Raw genomic sequence first — 16,644 nt, 5'->3', positions numbered from 1 at the left:
TCCGCGATGGAACGACGACGAATGGCCGAGACCACCCATGCCCACGACCGACGCCCCGCAGCGATCCACCACGACGCCGCCGGTCTCCGCCCGCGCCTGGACGATGCTCGCCCTCGGGGTCGCGGCCCAGGCGGCGGGGACGCTCGTCGTGTCCGCGCCGGCGCTCCTCATCCCCCACCTGCTCACCCGCGGCACCTCCCTGCCGGTCGCCGGGGTCCTCGCCGCCGCCCCGACCTTCGGCATGGTCCTGACGCTCATCGCCTGGGGCGCGATCACCGACCGGTTCGGCGAGCGCGTCGTCATCGCCGGCGGGCTCGTGCTCACCACGCTGGCCGTGGTCGCGGCCTGGCTGGCCGCGGGCGACCCGGTGCTGCTCGGGTTGGCGTTCCTGGCCGCCGGCATGACGAGTGCCTCGACGAACGCCGCGAGCGGCCGGGTCGTGGTGGGGTGGTTCCCGAAGGAGCGCCGGGGACTCGCGATGGGCATCCGGCAGATGTCGCAACCGCTCGGGGTGACGCTCGCGGCGGTCACGGTGCCGCAGCTCGCCGAGGGCTCCGGGATCCGTGCGGCCCTGGTCCTGCCGATCGTGCTGTGCGCGGTGCTCGCCGTGTGCTGCGCGATCGGGATCACCGACCCGCCACGACCTGCCCGGACCACGGTGGCGACGACGGCGACCGCGAACCCCTACCGGTCGAGCGGGTTCCTGTGGCGGGTGCACGCGGTGTCGGTCCTGCTCGTGGTGCCGCAGTTCACCCTGTCGACGTACGGGCTCGTCTGGCTCGTGGGCCTCGGCTGGTCGACGCCGGCGGCCGGGCTGCTCGTCGGCGCCGCGCAGTTCGTCGGGGCGATCGGCCGGATCCTGGTCGGTGGCTGGAGCGACCGGGCCGGGTCGCGCGTCGGACCCCTGCGGATCGTCGCGGTGAGCGCCGCGGTGGTGATGGCGGTGCTCGCGGTCGTCGACGCGACGCACCTGGCCGGGGCTGCGGTGTTCCTGGTGCTCGCGACGAGCGTGACGGTCGCCGACAACGGGCTGGCCTACACGTCGGTCGCCGAGGCGGCGGGACCGTTCTGGTCGGGCCGGGCGCTCGGGGCGCAGAACACCGGGCAGTTCATCGCGGCGAGCGCCGTCGGTCCGGGCATCGGCGCCCTGGTCGGTGCGCTCGGGTTCGCGGCGTCGTTCGGCATCGTGGCGGTGCTCCCGCTGCTCGCGGTCCCGCTGGTGCCCCGACGCGACCGCTCGCACGACTGACCGTTCGCGCGACTGACCGCGGACGACCCCGTCAGCCTGCGTCGCCCGTCGCGCCCGTCACCCCTGTTCGTGGTCGGCGCGCTCGGGGTCGTCCTGGGAGTCCCGGCGGCGGTCCTGCATGAGCTCCTTCGTCCGGAGCAGGCGCAGCGCCGTCACGAGCACCAGCCCACCGAGGACGTTGAACAGCAGCGTGTACCCGAACCAGCCGAGCCACTGCCCGTAGGTGATGTCCGCGCCCGACTGGATCGCCCCGAAGACGAGCAGCGAGTCGAGGATCGAGTGGAAGAGCTGCAGGCCGGCGAGCAGGAAGCCTCCGGCGACGGCGGCGACGAGCTTCGCGGGGTCCGAGTCGGTGCCCTGCTGCATCCGCGTCATCAGGGTGATGGTGCTGCCGCCCAGGACCGCCAGCACGATGCTCTGCAGTCCGAACGGCGCGTCGACGTAGTGGTGCGCCGACTCCGAGAGCGTGGCGTGCCACTGCGGGAACGCCTGGACGACGAGCCACATGAACACCCATCCCCCGGCCAGGTTCGCCACGAGGGTGCCGCCCCACAGTCGCACGAGCTGCAGCACGGTCCCCTCGCGGGCGACCACGGCCGCGACCGGCATCAGGAAGTTCTCGGTGAAGAGTTCGCTGTGCGCCAGGTGCAGCGCGATGAAGCCGATGCCGAAGGCCAGCCCGGCGAGCAGGTGGCTGTCGGTCTCGGTGAGCACCGCCAGGTACGCCATCACCCCGAGACCGACCTCGAGGCCGCCGAAGAACCCCGTGACGAGGACGGCCCGGGTCGTCCGTTGCAGCCGCTCCGCGCCCTCCTCGATGGTCGCGTCGAAGGACTCCGCGAGTTCGTCCTCCACGGGGGCGTCGCTGGTGCCGAGCTCACGTCGGCGGTCGTCGGTCATGGCCGGGACGCTATACGCGGCCGTCGTGGCGGCCCGCAGGATCGCGCCGAGACGGACGGGAGGCCCGGTACCAGCTGGCACCGGGCCTCCCGTCCGTCGTCCGGTCACCGCTCAGGCGGCCGGCACCGCCGGTCCGACCGGCCACCGCAGCAACGCCGCGGCGGGCGCACCGTTCGGCAGCGACGCGGCGTTCACGAGCAGCAGCTCCGCGTCGGTGAGGGCGACCGCCCGGACGATCGCGCACACGGCTGGGACAGGTCCGATGACCGGTGCGCCCGCCGCCTGCTCGGGTGCCGTGGCGATCCACGGCACCGCTCCCAGCGCGAGCAGGGTGCGGTCGCCGATCGCGGCGGCGTCGATCGCGACGACCGAGGCCTGCGCCTGCTGCAGCGCCTCGACGACGGAACCGAGGCCGGTGACCGTCTGGTTGTCCCCGCGGCCGACGTGGGTGCGGAGCAGGTCCTCGAAGTCGTGCCGGCGGGTCGCGATGACCCGGGCGAGCGCGATGTCGACGTGCTCGACGAGCGCGGTCTCCGACGCGTCCGACGCCCGGGTGTCGACCGGGACCTCGGAGACGACGGCGCGCGCCTCGGTGGACAACTGGTCGAGCAGGAGCCCCCGTGCGCGGATGTCCCCCGCGACCACGATGAGCTTCGGCTGCAGCCGCCGGAACGCCTCGTCGACGGCCGTGGCGACCTCGTTCTGGTTGTCGCGCCAGATCTCCTCGGTGTGGTGCTGCCACCGCAGGTGCGACCAGCCGCCGCCCTGGAACTTGTGGAGCGTGTCGGTGCGGCCCTGCACCCGCTGCTCGTCGCGACGGTCCGGCACGTCGGCGTGGCCCAGGCGGTAGGCGCGGAAGCCACCGCCCTCGCGACCGACCTCGACGATCAGGAACGGCAGGTCGAGCGGCCGGTGTGCCAGGAGCGGCAGCAGGTCGGGCACGGGGTCGTGGCCGATCGACGTCGGGGCGTGCATCGCGCCGGGCAGGACCTCGCTGAGCACGAGTTCGCCGTCGTGCACGAGCACGTACCGGCTGACGGGTGCCGGCACCCCCGGCGTCTCCTCGAGCTCGGCCATCACCGTGTCGATGACCTCGGCGTCCGCCCCGGCCGACCGCAGCACGTCCTCGGCCTTCCGGCGCTGCAGGGCGGCGAGGTGCTGCGGGTCCTCACGGTCACCGGACGCGTCGACGTAGGCCCACGTCCACGTGCCCCCGCGCTTCAGGCGTTCGGCGATGCCGGACTGCAGGTGCGGGGCGTCATTCTGCGTCAGAGCCATCGGCGCTGCCCTCCCCGGTCTCGGTGCGGTACACGGTCGCGTCGGCTCCGTCGCCCTCGCCGGTCGGCAGCGGGTCGGCACGGTCGGCGTCGTCCTCGGGGAGCACGTCGGTGGTGTCGTCCTGCAGCTCGCCCTCGAGCTCGCCGTCGTAGCCCGACGCGGCGAGGGTCTCCGGGCTGTCGGTGTCGTCGGGGACCGGCTCGGACTGCCGGAACTCCTCGACGTGGGCGTTGCTGCCGTGCCCCTGGACGATGCTCTGCGCCTCGTGCGCGAGCTGCTCGTCGAGTTCGGGGCGATGGGTGGTGTTCCCGCGTTCGGTCATCGCTTCTCCTCCCGGTCGTGCCACCGGCGGCCTTCGCCGTCCGGGGCGTCGGTGTCTGCTCTGTGACCCCACCGTCCGCGCCCGGGCCTGGGGCCGTTCCAAGGTGCGCCGGGAACGCGCAGTGTCGGTACGGTCACGAAACCACAACGGCGTTCGGTTCTGTGGTTGGGTGTGGACAACCCCGATCAACGACGAACGGAGTGCGGCAATGGCGCCACGACCACGACCCATCACGAGACGACACCTGTTGGGCTTCGGCCTCGGCACCGCGGCGGCGGGACTCCTCGCCGGCTGTGCGGTCCCGGGCTCGACCAACGTCAACAAGGCGGCCCTCGTGCCCGCCGCGGCCTCGGGTGAGACCGTCCAGCTCACCTACTGGGCCTGGCTCAAGGACCTGCAGAAGGTCTGCGACGTCTGGAACGAGACACATCCGAACATCCAGGTGTCGGCGAACTGGATCCCCGGCGGCAACAGCGGCGGGTACCAGAAGATGTACTCCGCGCTCGCGGCCGGCGGCGGCCCCGACATCGGGCAGGTCGAGCTCCGGCAGATCCCCGAGTTCATGCTCGCGAACGGCCTGGTCGACCTGGCCCGGTACGGCGCGAAGGACTTCGAGTCGAAGTACGACGAGGCCGCGTGGGCGCAGGTGTCGTTCGTCGACGGCATCTACGGCATCCCGCAGGACACCGGCCCCATGGGGTTCTACTACCAGACCGCGATCCTCGAGCAGGCCGGCGGCGAACCCCCGACGACGTGGGACGAGTGGCGTGACCTGGCCGACAAGGTCCGGAGCACCGGGAAGCAGAACTACCTCGAGGTGTTCCCGGTCGCCGACGCCTCACCGTTCGCCGCGTACGCACAGCAGGCCGGCGCGCGCTGGTTCAAGGTCGACGGCGACGAGTGGGTCGTCGACATGACCGACGACAAGACCCTGATGGTCGCGGACTTCTTCGACGGTGTGATCGACGACGAGCTCGTCGACACGAGTGCCGGCGCGTACTCCCCCGGGTGGTACGCCGCGGCCGCGAGCGGCAAGATCGCCGCGGTCACCAGCGCCAGCTGGGGTGACGCCCTGATCGAGTCGGTGCAGGGCGGCGAGGGCAAGTGGAAGGTCGCCCCGATGCAGAAGTGGGGCGCCGACGGCTTCGGCTCGAGCGCCATCGGCGGTTCCACCGCCGCGGTCCTGGCGAACGCGAAGCACCCGAAGGAGGCGCTCGAGTTCATCACGTGGATGACCACCTCGAAGGAGGGCATCGACGCCATGATCAAGCACTGCGGCATCGGCTGGTCGCCCGCCGTCGACTACATCGGGGCGCAGCGCGAGAAGCCGTCGAAGTGGTTCTCCGGCCAGAACTACAACGAGGACGTCTTCGTGCCGGCCTCGAAGGAGCAGAACATCGACTGGTCGTGGTCACCGGTGACCCAGTCGGCCTTCACCAGCCTGCAGAACCAGTTCCGCCGCAAGCTCACCTCGGGCCTCAAGCTCAGTGACGCCGTGGAGCTCGCACAGCGGGAGATCGTCCAGTCCTTCAAGGACAAGGGCCTCAGCGTCAGGACGGCACGATGACCCAGCAGACCACCACCCCACGGTCCACCGGTCGACCGGCCGGCGGCACCCCCGCGTTCCGCACGAGCACGAAGGCCACGAGTGCGCAGAAGCGTGCCCCGTGGATCCTGCTCGCCCCGTTCCTGGCGCTGTTCCTGCTGACGTTCGTCATCCCGATCATCAGCGCCCTGTTCCAGTCGTTCACCACCGTCGACCGCGAGGGCCTGTTCGGCGAGGACGGCGTCGTCGGCCGGTTCGCCGGGTTCGACAACTACGCGATCGCCCTGCAGGACAGCGGGTTCGTCGCCTCGATCGGCCGCATGCTGCTCTTCGGCATCGTCCAGGTCCCGGTGATGATCATCGCCTGCACGATCCTCGCGCTGCTGCTCGAGTCGGCGAGCGCCCGCTGGCCGGGCTTCTTCCGGGCCATCTACTTCATGCCGTACGGCGTCCCCGGGGTCATCGCCACGATCCTGTGGTCGTTCCTGTACGTGCCCGGCCTGTCACCGATCGTGTCGCTGCTGCAGTCGATGGGGCTGCAGCCGGACTTCCTCGGCGCGAACAGCGTGCTGTGGTCGATCGCGAACATCGTCACGTGGACGTACACCGGCTACAACATGCTCATCATCGTGGCGCAGCTGAAGTCCATCCCCGGCGAGGTCTACGAAGCCGCCAAGGTGGACGGAGCGAACGCGTTCCAGGTCGCGTGGCGGATCCAGATCCCGCTCATCGCGCCGGCCCTGGTGCTCACGACGGTGTTCTCGATCATCGGCACCCTGCAGCTCTTCGCGGAGCCGCAGATCCTGTCGACGGTCGCCCCGGCGATCGACACCGAGTACACGCCGAACTACGCCGCCTACACGAACGCGTTCGCGTTCAACGAGTACGGGGTCGCGAGTGCGCAGGCGGTCATCATCGCGCTGGCCGCGTTCATCCTGTCGTTCACGTTCCTCGCGCTGACGAACCGACCACCCAAGGACGAACGCGACCGACGCAAGCGCGCACGGCGCGACGGCCGGGAGGCCCGCACCGCGCTCCGGACGCGCGCTGCGGCGGGCAGCACGGTCACCACCCAAGCCGACCCGGGCCTCCAGGCCGGTCGCGTCGCGACCACCGAAGGGACTGACCGATGACCAGCGAAGCCATCGAAGCGCCGGCCACGGCGAAGACCGCCGTCCCGGTCGACACCACGTCGATCTCGGCGCACCAGCGACGGAAGCTCGACCGGTCGCCGCGCTCGCAGATCGTCGTGACGGGGATCCTCGTCGTCGTCGCGCTGTACTTCATCGTCCCGCTGTACTGGGTCGTCATCGCCGCGACGAAGACCACGGGCGCGCTGTTCTCGACCAACGGGTTCTGGTTCGGCGGCGAGTTCGCGCTCTGGAGCAACCTGCAGCAGGTGTTCACCTACGACGGCGGCATCTTCGTCCGGTGGATCGCGAACAGCGTCCTGTACTCCGGCGTCGGTGCGGTCCTGGCCACCTACTTCGCCGCGGCCGGCGGGTACGCGCTGGCGAAGTACGACTTCCGGGGGCGTCAGTTCGTGTTCGGCACGATCCTCGGCGGCGTGCTCGTGCCGGGGACCGCGACGGCACTGCCGCTGTTCCTGCTGTTCTCGTCGATGGGCCTGACGGACACGTACTGGAGCGTGCTCATCCCGAGCCTGGTGTCGCCGTTCGGCCTGTTCCTGTGCCGGGTGTACGCCGCCGCGTCGGTGGACACCACCCTGCTCGAACAGGCACGCATCGACGGTGCCGGCGAACTGCGGATCTTCCACACCGTGGTGCTCCGGCAGATGACCCCGGCGCTCGTCACCGTGTTCCTGTTCCAGGTGGTCGGGATCTGGAACAACTTCTTCCTGCCGCTCATCATGCTGGCAGACCAGAAGCTGTACCCGATAACACTGGGTCTGAACAACTGGCGCTCGCAGGTCGACCGCCTGCCGGAGTTCTACCAGCTCACCACCGGCGGGGTGCTCGTCTCGGTCATCCCGCTCGTCATCGCCATCATCGTCCTCCAGCGCTTCTGGCGTGGAGGCCTCACGGAAGGATCGGTCAAGGGTTGACCCACTCCGCACTCTCGTCCACCGCACCCGGCTCCGACTCGCGGCTGGCACCCCGTGCCTGGCTGCACACCGACGCCCCGTCCCTGTCGCTGAACGGGGACTGGCGGTTCCGGTGGTCGCCCGTCGCCTCGGTCTCCGAGGACTTCGCGACCGAGGGTGGGGAGGACGACGACCCGGCCTGGGGCGAGCTCCCGGTGCCGTCGCACTGGGTGCTGCACGGGCATGGCGCTCCGAGCTACACGAACCTGCAGTACCCGTTCCCGATCGACCCACCGCACCCGCCGGAGGAGAACCCGACCGGTGACCACCGCCGCACGTTCGAGCTGCCGTCGTCGTTCGACGGTGCCGGCCGGGTGCTGCTGCGGTTCGACGGGGTCGAGTCGCACTTCCGGGTGTGGCTGAACGGGACGCTCGTGGGGTGGTCGACGGGCTCCCGCCTGGCGACCGAGTTCGACGTCACCGAGCTGGTGCGCCCGGGAGCGAACGAGCTCGCGGTCCGGGTGCACCAGTGGTCGGCGGCGTCCTACCTGGAGGACCAGGACCAGTGGTGGCTGCCGGGCATCTTCCGCGACGTCACCCTGCTCGCCCGACCCACGGCGCCGATCGACGACGTGTTCGTCCGTGCCGGTTGGCGGGCGACGCTCGGCACGGCTGCGTCGGCGGGCACCGCGGCGTCGGGACGGCCGGAGACGGGGACCGGCACGATCACGTTCCCGACGCTCGACGCGGTGTTCCCGGTGCGGTTCGCGGTGCCCGACCTGGGCGTGGACGTGACCTGGGCCACGGCGGACGACGTCGCGCCGATCGAGGTCGAGGGCGTCGAGCCGTGGAGTGCCGAGCTGCCGAAGCTGTACGACGCGACGCTGTCGACCGGCGCCGCGGCGGCCAGCGCGGCCGGCGGCTCGGGCACCTCGGGCGCCTCGGGCGCTTCGGGCGGCTCGGGCGGCTCGGGCGGCGAGACCGTCTCGCTCCGGCTCGGGTTCCGCACCGTGTCGATCGTCGGCGACCGGTTCCTGGTGAACGGCGAGCGCGTGGTCTTCCACGGCGTGAACCGGCACGAGACCCACCCCGTGCGCGGCCGGGTGTTCGACGAGGAGCACGCCCGCGCCGACATGGCGCTGATGAAGCGGAACAACGTCAACGCCATCCGAACCTCGCACTACCCGCCGCACCCCCGCGTGCTCGACCTGGCCGACGAGCTCGGGTTCTGGGTGATCCTGGAGTGCGACCTGGAGACCCACGGGTTCCTGTTCACCGACTGGGTCGGCAACCCCTCCGACGACCCGGCGTGGGCCGAGGCCTACCTCGACCGCATCGCCCGCACCGTCGAGCGCGACAAGAACCACGCGTCGATCGTGATGTGGTCGCTCGGCAACGAGTCCGGCACCGGCCGGAACCTCGCGGCGATGTCGCAGTGGGTGCACGACCGCGACGCCGAGCGCCCGGTGCACTACGAGGGCGACTACACGGGCGAGTACACCGACGTCTACTCGCGGATGTACCCGACGCTGCAGGAGACCGAGTCGATCGGCGGCGGCACCCCGACGCCCCTGCTCGGCTGCGGCCCGGCCGAGGCCGCGCGGCAGCGGTCGAAGCCCTTCATCCACTGCGAGTACGTGCACGCGATGGGCAACGGCCCCGGGCAGATCGCCGAGTACGAGGCCCTGGTCGACCGGTACCCACGGCTGCACGGCGGGTTCGTGTGGGAGTGGCGGGACCACGGCCTGCTCGCGAAGACGCCCGCCGGCGAGGACTACTACGCCTACGGCGGGGACTTCGGCGAGGTCGTGCACGACGGCAACTTCGTGATGGACGGCCTGGTGCTGCCCGACGACACCCCGACACCGGGGCTCGCCGAGTTCGCCGCCGTCGTGGCCCCGATCCGCCTGGCGGTCTCGGACACCACGGTGCTGGTCGAGAACCGGTACCACTCGGCCTCGACCGCCGGGCTCCGGCTGTGCTGGACCCTGTCGCGGAACGGCGTCGTCGAGGCCTCGGGGCGCCTGTCCACGGGCATCGTCGCCGCCCGGGAGTCGGCGACGGTCCCGGTGCCCTCCGAGGTGCTCGACGCGGCCACGTCCGACCTGGCACCCGGCGACGAGCTCTGGTTCGACCTGACCGTGGAACTGGCGGGGCCGACCGCCTGGGCGGACACCGGCCACGTCGTCGCACGCACCCAGCGGCTCGTCGCGGCGCGCGCGGCGGACGCACCACGGGCCTCCCGGCAGGGGTGGGACGGCGACCGACTCGGTGACGGCACCTTCAGTGCCCGCGGCGACCTGGTGTCCTGGAAGGGCCACGAGGTCGCGGGGCCCCGCCTGGAGCTCTGGCGTGCACCGACCGACAACGACAGCCTGGCGTCACAGGGCGGCTACGAGACCGCGGACCCGGTGCTCACGCACGGTGTCGGCGACCCGACCGCTCCCCCGTCCGCGACGCGCTGGCGCGACCGAGGGCTGGACCGGCTGACGCACCGGCTGGTGTCGGTGTCGCGGACCGACTCCGGTCTGGAGCAGCGCGTCCGCGTCGCGGCGGCGAACAGCGGGTGGGGGCTCGAGGTCACGCACCGCTGGACCCTGACGTCCGACGGGCTCGTGCTGCAGACCGACGCCGTGCCGTTCGGTGCCTGGGACGTCACGTGGCCGCGGATCGGGGTGCGCTTCGACCTGCCCGCGTCGCTGGCCGATGCGGACGCCACCTGGTTCGGGACCGGACCGCTGGAGTCGTACGCCGATTCTTCGCATGCTGCCCGCGTCGGCCGGTTCACCGCGCCGGTGCGGTCACTCGGGGTGGCGTACTCGCGGCCGCAGGAGACCGGGCACCGGCCGTCGCTCCGGTCGCTGGCGGTCGGGCCGTTCACGGTGTCGACGGTCGGGTCGCACCGTGCGGGGTTCACCCTGTCGCCGTGGAGCGCGCAGCAGATCGACCGTGCCGAGCACCCGTACGAGCTGCCGACGTCGGACCACCTGTACCTGTACCTCGACGCCGCGCAGCACGGGCTCGGCAGCCGGGCGTGCGGGCTCGACGTGCTGCCGGAGCACCAGCTCTGGCCGCAGGCGTTCAGTTGGAGCGTGCTGCTGGGCTAGACGGTCACGCGCAAAACACCGGTGTTCGCACGTTGCACACCCGCATCCCGCGGCGTGCAGTGCGAACACCGGTGTTTTGGGTGCGGGAGCTACGCGCCGGCGGACAGTGCGCGCAGGGCCTCGGGGTCGCTCGCGTTCAGAAAATCGGTCAGGCGCTCGGGCTCGCCGGGCTCGTCGATCGCCTCGGCCGCACGGCGCAGGGCGAACAGCGCCCGCAGCACGCCACGGTTGGGCTCGTGCGACCACGGCACCGGGCCGACACCGCGCCAGCCGGCCTTGCGCAGGGCATCGAGCCCACGGTGGTACCCGACGCGGGCGTACGCGTAGGACTCGAGGGTCGCGCCGCGCGCCCACGCCTCGTCGGCGAGCAGCGCCCACGCCAGGCTCGACGACGGGTAGGACACCACCACGCTGGCGACGGGGGCCTCCGCCTCGATCGCGGCGGTCACCTCCGGCTCGGCGGGCAGCAGGGTCTCGGGGTTCGACGACGGGGTCGGCAACAGGTTCTCCGGCATGCCCCCAGCCTGTCATCCCTTGCGGGTGCCCGTGTCACGGGATTACCGTGGAGGTCACCTCGTCGTCATCGCGGGGCCGCCGGGGCGGGAGACCGACCGGCGGAACGGATGGCGGACACGGGGGTCCCCCGACGGAAGCAGACGGATTGCTGTCGATCACCGGTACCGCTCAGCCCACGCGCTGACACCGTGATCGCGCGCCCCGTCGGGCGCTCCACCGCACCGCGGTGGCCTCGGTGTCGTGCGCCCAGCATCGACACCGGGAGACGCCCCCATGCCCACCAATCCGTCCGTCGTCCTGCACGACGTCACCTTCGCCTGGCCCGACGGCACCGTCGCGCTCGACCACCTCACCGCCGCCTTCGGACGTGGCCGGACCGGCCTGGTCGGGAGGAACGGGGCTGGCAAGTCCACGCTGGTCCGGCTCGCGACCGGCCGGCTCCACCCCACGTCGGGCAGCATCGCGACGTCGGGCCCCGTCGACCACCTGCCGCAACGCCTCTCCCCACCGGCACGGCCTGATCGCCGCTGGCCCGCCGATCAGGAACCGGCGGCGTGGGCCCACGCCAGCGCGGACGACACCGTCGCCGACCTGCTCGGCGTCCGGCCCACCCTCACCGCGCTCCGGGCCGTCCTGGCCGGCGACGCCACGGCCGCAAAGCTCGAGGCGGTCGGCGACGACTGGGACCTGGAGGAACGGGCCGCCGCGGTGCTCGACCGGGTCGGGCTCGACGGCACCGACCTCGACCGGCCGGTGTCGACGCTGTCCGGCGGGCAGTCGGTGCTCGTCGCCATCGCAGGAGTCCGGTTGCGCGCGCGGCCGATCGTGTTCCTGGACGAGCCGACGAACAACCTGGACCGCCGGGCCCGCGGGCTGCTCCTCGACCTGGTCGACGACTGGCGCGGCACCCTGGTGCTCGTCAGTCACGACCGGGAACTCCTGGAGCACGTCGACGAGACCGTGGAGCTCCGCGCCGGGGCGATGACCGTGTTCGGCGGGACGTTCAGCGCGTTCGAGGAGCACCTGGCCGTGCAGCAGGCGGCCGTCGAGCGCGAGGTCCGGGTCGCCGACCAGCGGCACCGCACCGAGAAGCGGCAGCGCATCGAGGCGGAGACCAAGATCGCCCGACGTGCGAAGGCCGGCGAGAAAGCGGGCCGCTCGATGCCGAAGATCCTGGCGAACGAGCAGCGGAAGAAGGCGCAGGAGACCGCCGGCCGACTGCGCGTCGGGTACGCGGGCGACGAAGCTGCCGCCCTCGCCACCAAGCGCGAGGCCGAGCTCCGTCTGCGCGACGACGAGTCGATCCACGTCACTCTGCCCGACCCGGACGTGCCGGCATCGCGTCGGATCGCCACCGTGACCGTGCGGGGGCGTGACGTCGTCGTGCAGGGGCCGGAACGGATCGCCGTCACCGGGGACAACGGGGTCGGCAAGTCCACCCTGCTCGAGCAGCTCGTCGGCGACCCCGCTGCCCGGGAGCACCCGCTGCCCGAGACCGGGGCCGTCGCCCACGTCGACCGAATCGCGTACCTGCCGCAGCGGAAGGACACCCTGGACGACACCGCCACGGTGCTCGACAACGTGCGCCGGGACGCCCCGCACGTGCCCGTCGCCGAGGTCCGCAACCGGCTGGCGAAGTTCCTGGTGCGCGGGGACACCGTCGAGCGCCCGGCCGGGGACCTGTCCGGCGGGGAGCGGTTCCGGGTGGCGCTTGCGGCCCTGGTGCTCGCCGACCCGCCGCCGCAGCTGCTCGTGCTCGACGAGCCGACGAACGACCTCGACCTGACGAGCGTCGACCAGCTCGTCGACGCGCTGCGGGCCTACCGGGGAGCACTCGTCGTGGTGAGCCACGACGAGACGTTCCTGGAGCGACTCGACCTCGACGAACGGATCGAGCTGCGATGACTCGTCGAGGGACGGGCGTCAGCGCCGTCGGGTCGGCCGGATCGCGAGCGACTCGACGGTGCCGCGCTCGGGCAGGTCGACGACGGTGCGGACCGCGGCGGCCACGTCCTCGGGTGCCAGGTAGTAGTCGGTGTCGTAGGACTCCCCGAGCTTCGCCACGAGCTGCCGCTGCATGTCCGAGTCGGTCCGGCCCGGGTGCACGCTCGACACCCGCACGCCGTTCGCCCGCTCCTCTTCGCGCAGGGCGTCGGCGAAGGCCCGCAGCGCGAACTTCGACGCCGCGTACACGCCACCGCCGGGGCCCGAGTGGAACCCGGAGCCGCTGTTGATCGGCACGACGATGCCCCGGGCTGCCCGCAGCGCCGGCAGCGCCAACCGGGTGAGCTCGGCGACCGCGAACACGTTCGTCGCGAAGACCTGCTCCCACACCGCGCGCGGGGTGTCGGCGACGGTGGTGCCCTGCTCGACACCGGCCGAGTGCACGAGGACGTCGAGCCGATCGGGCAGCGCGGGGACCTCGCCCCCGCCCAGGTCACCGACGAACGGCGCCGCGCTCGGCAGCTCTGCGACCAGGGCGTCCACGGCGTCGGCGGACCGGCCGCCCACGAGCACGTGGTGGGTGCGGCCGAGGTCGGCGGCGATCGCGCGGCCGATGCCGCGGGTGGCTCCGGTCACCAGGGCGACCGGACGGTTCTGGAGCTGATCTGTCGTCACGTGGGCCAGCCTACGGAAGCCGGGCCGGGCCTCCTGTGCGGTCGCGGCGACGACGCAGGACCGTCAGCGCGACGCCGGCGACGACCACCAGGCCCACGAGCGCGGCGATGCCCCACGGCGAGCCGGCGAGGGCCGCGACGACCGCCCAGAACACGGCGAGGCCGACCGTCGCGTACAGGAACGCCCAGGCCACGCATCCCGAAACCATCGCGATCGTGTACCGCCACCAGGCGACCCGTGCCAGCCCCGCTGCGGCGTTCATCACCGTCTGCAGGCCGACCACGACGAAGCTCACCGTCACGACGGGCAACCCCCAGCGATCGAGCAGTGCAGAACCGCGACGGACCGCCGGCGAGCGCAGCCATCCGCCCCACCGCGATCGGGACGCACCCGTGACCGCGAGCCGCGCGACCCAGTACGTGGCCTGCGCACGGCAGAACACGATCACGAAGAGCGCGAGGACGAGCCACCGGAACGGGAGCCCCTCGAGGAAGGACGGCACGCTCGCACCGTAGCGTCCCGACCCGGAGAGCGCCCGTCAGCGCACCCGGTGCCGGTCAGACGAACGACACTCAGTCGTTGTCGACGCCCTGGCGGATGCGGATGCCCTCGAGCACGTCCTGCGCCCGCTTCTCGTCCTGCTTCTCGATCTGGCGGGTGTCGCGCTCGGGGAGCTGGATGTCCTCCTCCGCTCGGATGCCGGCCTGCAGCTCGCGACCCCGCTCGATCTCGGCGTCGAACTCGGCACCGAAGAGCAGGGCGTTGTTCGTGATCCAGATCCACAGCAGGAACACGATGACCCCGCCCAGGGAGCCGTACGTGGCGTTGTAGTTCGAGAAGTTCCCGACGTAGAACCCGAAGCCGACGCTGGCGATGATCCAGATGAGGAGCGCCAGGATCGAGCCCCCGCTGACCCAGGTGAACTTCGGCTGCTTGACGTTCGGCGACCAGTAGTAGAGCACCGCGACGACGATGATCGCGATGACGAGCAGGATCGGCCACTGCACGATCGACAGGACGGTGACGGCCACGTCGCCGAGGCCGATGACGTCGCCGAAGCTGCGGGCGAGCGGAGCGCTCACCAGGACCAGCAGACCGATCACGAGCAGGACAACCGTGGTGACGGTCACGCCGAGCATGGTCGGGCGGAGCTTCCAGATCGGGCGGCCCTCGCGGACGTTGTAGATCCGGTTCATCGCACGGCCGAACGCGCCCACGTAGCCGGAGGCCGACCAGAGGGCACCGACGACACCGACGATGAACGTGATCGGGGCGGCGGGCGAGCGGACGAGTCCCTCGAGCGGCTCCTTGATCAGGTCCACGACCTGGTCCGACCCGATGTTGCCGATGATCTGCAGCATGGTCTTGATCGTGTTGTCGGCCTGCCCGACCAGGCCGAGCAGCGACACGACCGCCAGCAGCCCGGGGAACAGCGCGAGCACCGAGTAGTACGTCAGGCTCGCCGCCAGGTCGGTGCACTGGTCGCTCGTGAACTCGCGCAGCGTCTTCTTCAGCGTGTAGACGAGCGTCGGCTTCTTGAGGTCGGTGGGGTTGTCGGGCTTCCGGGCGTCGTCCGGGTCCGGCTTGTGCTCTTCGTGCGCCATGTGACTACCCTCTCGCCTTCACGGCCTGCTTCGACCGCTTGACCGCCTGCTTGCGGTTCTTGTTCGCCCGTCGCTGCACCGCCGCGATGCCGACCTGCTGCTTCACGCGGGCGCGGTGCGCCGGGTCCTGCTCGAGCGCTTCCTCGGCCGCCTTGGCCCGCGCTTTCCGACCCTTCCGGCCCGCCTGCGCCTGCTCCTTCGCGGAGGGGGCGTCGCCACGCGCACCGAACGGCAGCAGCGCGGTGAACGCCGAGTTCGCCGGCGGCTGGGCCAGGTGCCCGGCGGGGCGGTTCCGCAACGCGATGCCGAGGACGATCGCCGCGACGCCGGTCAGTCCGGTGATGCCCATCGCCACCAGGGGCGTGGGGTCGCGGTGCCACCGCTGCTTCGTCTTCGCGACGGCGAGCCGCGTCCGGGCGGGCAGGTCCGCACGTCGCTTCAGCTCCGTCACGGTGTCCGTGATGCCCTCACGGGTGCGCACGTTGGCGAGTTCGAGCTCGGGCAGACTGTCCTTGGCCATTCCCCATTTCGTACACGTCCCACCCGGGATCGTGCCCAGCAGGCCGCGTCTACCGTGCCGCACATGCTCTTCCGGGACGCCGCCGAGGGGATCCACCGCCTCGAGATCGCACACACCAACACGTACCTCGTCGAGACCGGCGATCGGTTGCTCGTCGTCGACGCGGGGTTGCCCGCCGCGTGGCCGCACCTGCAGCTCGCCGTGCACGACCTGGGCTACACGCCCGACCAGGTCGAGGGGCTCCTGCTCACGCACGGGCACTTCGACCACGTCGGCACCGCCGCACGGATGCACCGCGACTGGGGCACGCCCGTGTTCGTCCACCCGGGCGATCGGCACCTCGCCGCGCACCCGTACTCGTACCGGCCGCAGACGAACCGCTTCGGGTTCGTCGCGCTCCACCCGGGCGGTCTGCGTCCCCTGGGCCGGATGCTGCTGGCCGGTGCGGTCACCGTCGACGGCATCGCGGACACCGAACCGCTGGAGAGCCGCGCCGACGTGCCGGGCAACCCGTGGATCATCGAGACCCCGGGGCACACCGACGGCCACGTGGCGCTGCACTTCGCCGACCGCGACGCCGTGATCGCCGGGGACGCGCTCGTCACCTTCGACCCGTACACGGGCGGGATCGGACCCCGGATCGTGGCACCCGCGGCGACCTCCGACGTCGACACGGCGGTCGCGTCGCTCGACCGGCTCGCGGACACCGAGGCGAAGCACGTGCTGCCCGGCCACGGGCCGGGCTGGTCGCTCGGCGTGCGGCGGGCCGTCGCGCAGGCGCGGCGGGTGGCCGGGGCCGCCTGACGCGCGACCAGCTCGCGAGTCCACGCGCTCAGCGACACCCCACGGGCGCTCTGACGCGTGGACTGTCGATGGGCGCGAAACGTCGCCGAAGGGGTGGGCGCGAAACGTCGCCGTAGGGGCGTGCGCGAAACGTCG

General features: G+C 71.8%; 15 protein-coding genes. 7 read left to right on the top strand and 8 right to left on the bottom strand.

Annotated features, from left to right (window positions below; all coding sequences use genetic code 11):
- Positions 1 to 37: 37 nt before the first annotated feature.
- Entirely contained in the window at positions 38 to 1,249 is a 1,212-nt protein-coding gene (locus DEJ00_RS06140; RefSeq protein ID WP_111056730.1) for an MFS transporter, read from the top strand.
- 57 nt (positions 1,250 to 1,306) lie between these two features.
- Here the strand turns inward: DEJ00_RS06140 and DEJ00_RS06135 are convergent, their stop codons facing one another.
- From DEJ00_RS06135 to DEJ00_RS06125, 3 genes are all read right to left on the bottom strand, one after another.
- Positions 1,307 to 2,149, bottom strand: coding sequence for a formate/nitrite transporter family protein (locus DEJ00_RS06135; RefSeq protein WP_111053885.1), 843 nt, complete (start codon positions 2,147 to 2,149; stop codon positions 1,307 to 1,309).
- Positions 2,150 to 2,260: 111 nt separating this feature from the next.
- The gene (locus tag DEJ00_RS06130; protein ID WP_111056729.1) at positions 2,261 to 3,427 is read right to left on the bottom strand and encodes a Vms1/Ankzf1 family peptidyl-tRNA hydrolase; all 1,167 of its coding nucleotides are present in this window, start codon (positions 3,425 to 3,427) and stop codon (positions 2,261 to 2,263) included.
- Complete coding sequence (locus DEJ00_RS06125) at positions 3,408 to 3,749, bottom strand: hypothetical protein (protein ID WP_111056728.1); 342 nt, start codon at positions 3,747 to 3,749, stop codon at positions 3,408 to 3,410. The genes DEJ00_RS06130 and DEJ00_RS06125 overlap by 20 nt, the downstream gene beginning before the upstream one ends.
- Positions 3,750 to 3,957: 208 nt before the next feature.
- Between DEJ00_RS06125 and DEJ00_RS06120 the strand changes: the two genes are divergently transcribed.
- The 4 genes from DEJ00_RS06120 to DEJ00_RS06105 are packed head-to-tail and all read left to right on the top strand — an operon-like array spanning position 3,958 to position 10,446.
- The gene (locus tag DEJ00_RS06120) at positions 3,958 to 5,316 is read left to right on the top strand and encodes an extracellular solute-binding protein (RefSeq protein ID WP_111056727.1); all 1,359 of its coding nucleotides are present in this window, start codon (positions 3,958 to 3,960) and stop codon (positions 5,314 to 5,316) included.
- Positions 5,313 to 6,428 carry a carbohydrate ABC transporter permease gene (locus DEJ00_RS06115; protein ID WP_027464913.1) on the top strand — a complete coding sequence of 372 codons (1,116 nt, stop codon included), beginning with the start codon at positions 5,313 to 5,315 and terminating at the stop codon, positions 6,426 to 6,428. Before DEJ00_RS06120 ends, DEJ00_RS06115 begins: the two co-directional genes overlap by 4 nt.
- A complete protein-coding gene (locus DEJ00_RS06110; RefSeq protein WP_111056726.1) occupies positions 6,425 to 7,360 on the top strand; it encodes a carbohydrate ABC transporter permease in 936 nt (311 codons plus the stop codon). Before DEJ00_RS06115 ends, DEJ00_RS06110 begins: the two co-directional genes overlap by 4 nt.
- A complete protein-coding gene (locus DEJ00_RS06105) occupies positions 7,357 to 10,446 on the top strand; it encodes a glycoside hydrolase family 2 TIM barrel-domain containing protein (protein WP_111056725.1) in 3,090 nt (1,029 codons plus the stop codon). Before DEJ00_RS06110 ends, DEJ00_RS06105 begins: the two co-directional genes overlap by 4 nt.
- An 89-nt stretch (positions 10,447 to 10,535) precedes the next feature.
- On the opposite strand, the gene DEJ00_RS06100 is transcribed toward DEJ00_RS06105, so the two are convergent.
- Positions 10,536 to 10,961, bottom strand: a complete 426-nt coding sequence (locus DEJ00_RS06100; RefSeq protein WP_071246180.1) for a DUF3151 domain-containing protein — start codon at positions 10,959 to 10,961, stop codon at positions 10,536 to 10,538.
- Positions 10,962 to 11,235: 274 nt separating this feature from the next.
- On the opposite strand from DEJ00_RS06100, the gene DEJ00_RS06095 reads away from it, so the two are divergent.
- Positions 11,236 to 12,867: an ABC-F family ATP-binding cassette domain-containing protein gene (locus DEJ00_RS06095; protein WP_111056724.1), complete on the top strand. Its 1,632-nt coding sequence runs from the start codon at positions 11,236 to 11,238 to the stop codon at positions 12,865 to 12,867.
- 18 nt (positions 12,868 to 12,885) lie between these two features.
- Here the strand turns inward: DEJ00_RS06095 and DEJ00_RS06090 are convergent, their stop codons facing one another.
- The 4 genes from DEJ00_RS06090 to DEJ00_RS06075 all read right to left on the bottom strand — a co-directional run bounded on the left by DEJ00_RS06090 (position 12,886) and on the right by DEJ00_RS06075 (position 15,705).
- The gene (locus DEJ00_RS06090; RefSeq protein WP_111056723.1) at positions 12,886 to 13,581 is read right to left on the bottom strand and encodes an SDR family oxidoreductase; all 696 of its coding nucleotides are present in this window, start codon (positions 13,579 to 13,581) and stop codon (positions 12,886 to 12,888) included.
- 10 nt (positions 13,582 to 13,591) lie between these two features.
- Complete coding sequence (locus DEJ00_RS06085; protein WP_111056722.1) at positions 13,592 to 14,083, bottom strand: DedA family protein; 492 nt, start codon at positions 14,081 to 14,083, stop codon at positions 13,592 to 13,594.
- 70 nt (positions 14,084 to 14,153) lie between these two features.
- Positions 14,154 to 15,185 carry a YihY/virulence factor BrkB family protein gene (locus DEJ00_RS06080; protein ID WP_111056721.1) on the bottom strand — a complete coding sequence of 344 codons (1,032 nt, stop codon included), beginning with the start codon at positions 15,183 to 15,185 and terminating at the stop codon, positions 14,154 to 14,156.
- A gap of 4 nt (positions 15,186 to 15,189) precedes the next feature.
- Positions 15,190 to 15,705 carry a hypothetical protein gene (locus DEJ00_RS06075; RefSeq protein ID WP_110864933.1) on the bottom strand — a complete coding sequence of 172 codons (516 nt, stop codon included), beginning with the start codon at positions 15,703 to 15,705 and terminating at the stop codon, positions 15,190 to 15,192.
- A gap of 63 nt (positions 15,706 to 15,768) precedes the next feature.
- Here DEJ00_RS06075 and DEJ00_RS06070 point away from each other — a divergent pair, with 63 nt between their 5' ends.
- Positions 15,769 to 16,509: an MBL fold metallo-hydrolase gene (locus DEJ00_RS06070; protein WP_111056720.1), complete on the top strand. Its 741-nt coding sequence runs from the start codon at positions 15,769 to 15,771 to the stop codon at positions 16,507 to 16,509.
- Positions 16,510 to 16,644 lie beyond the last annotated feature (135 nt).

It is taken from the genome of Curtobacterium sp. MCLR17_039, from assembly GCF_003234745.1.
In the GTDB taxonomy this organism is placed as follows: domain Bacteria; phylum Actinomycetota; class Actinomycetes; order Actinomycetales; family Microbacteriaceae; genus Curtobacterium; species Curtobacterium flaccumfaciens.
Note: the sequence above shows the minus strand (reverse complement) of the source record. Positions and strands in the feature narration are given on the sequence as shown.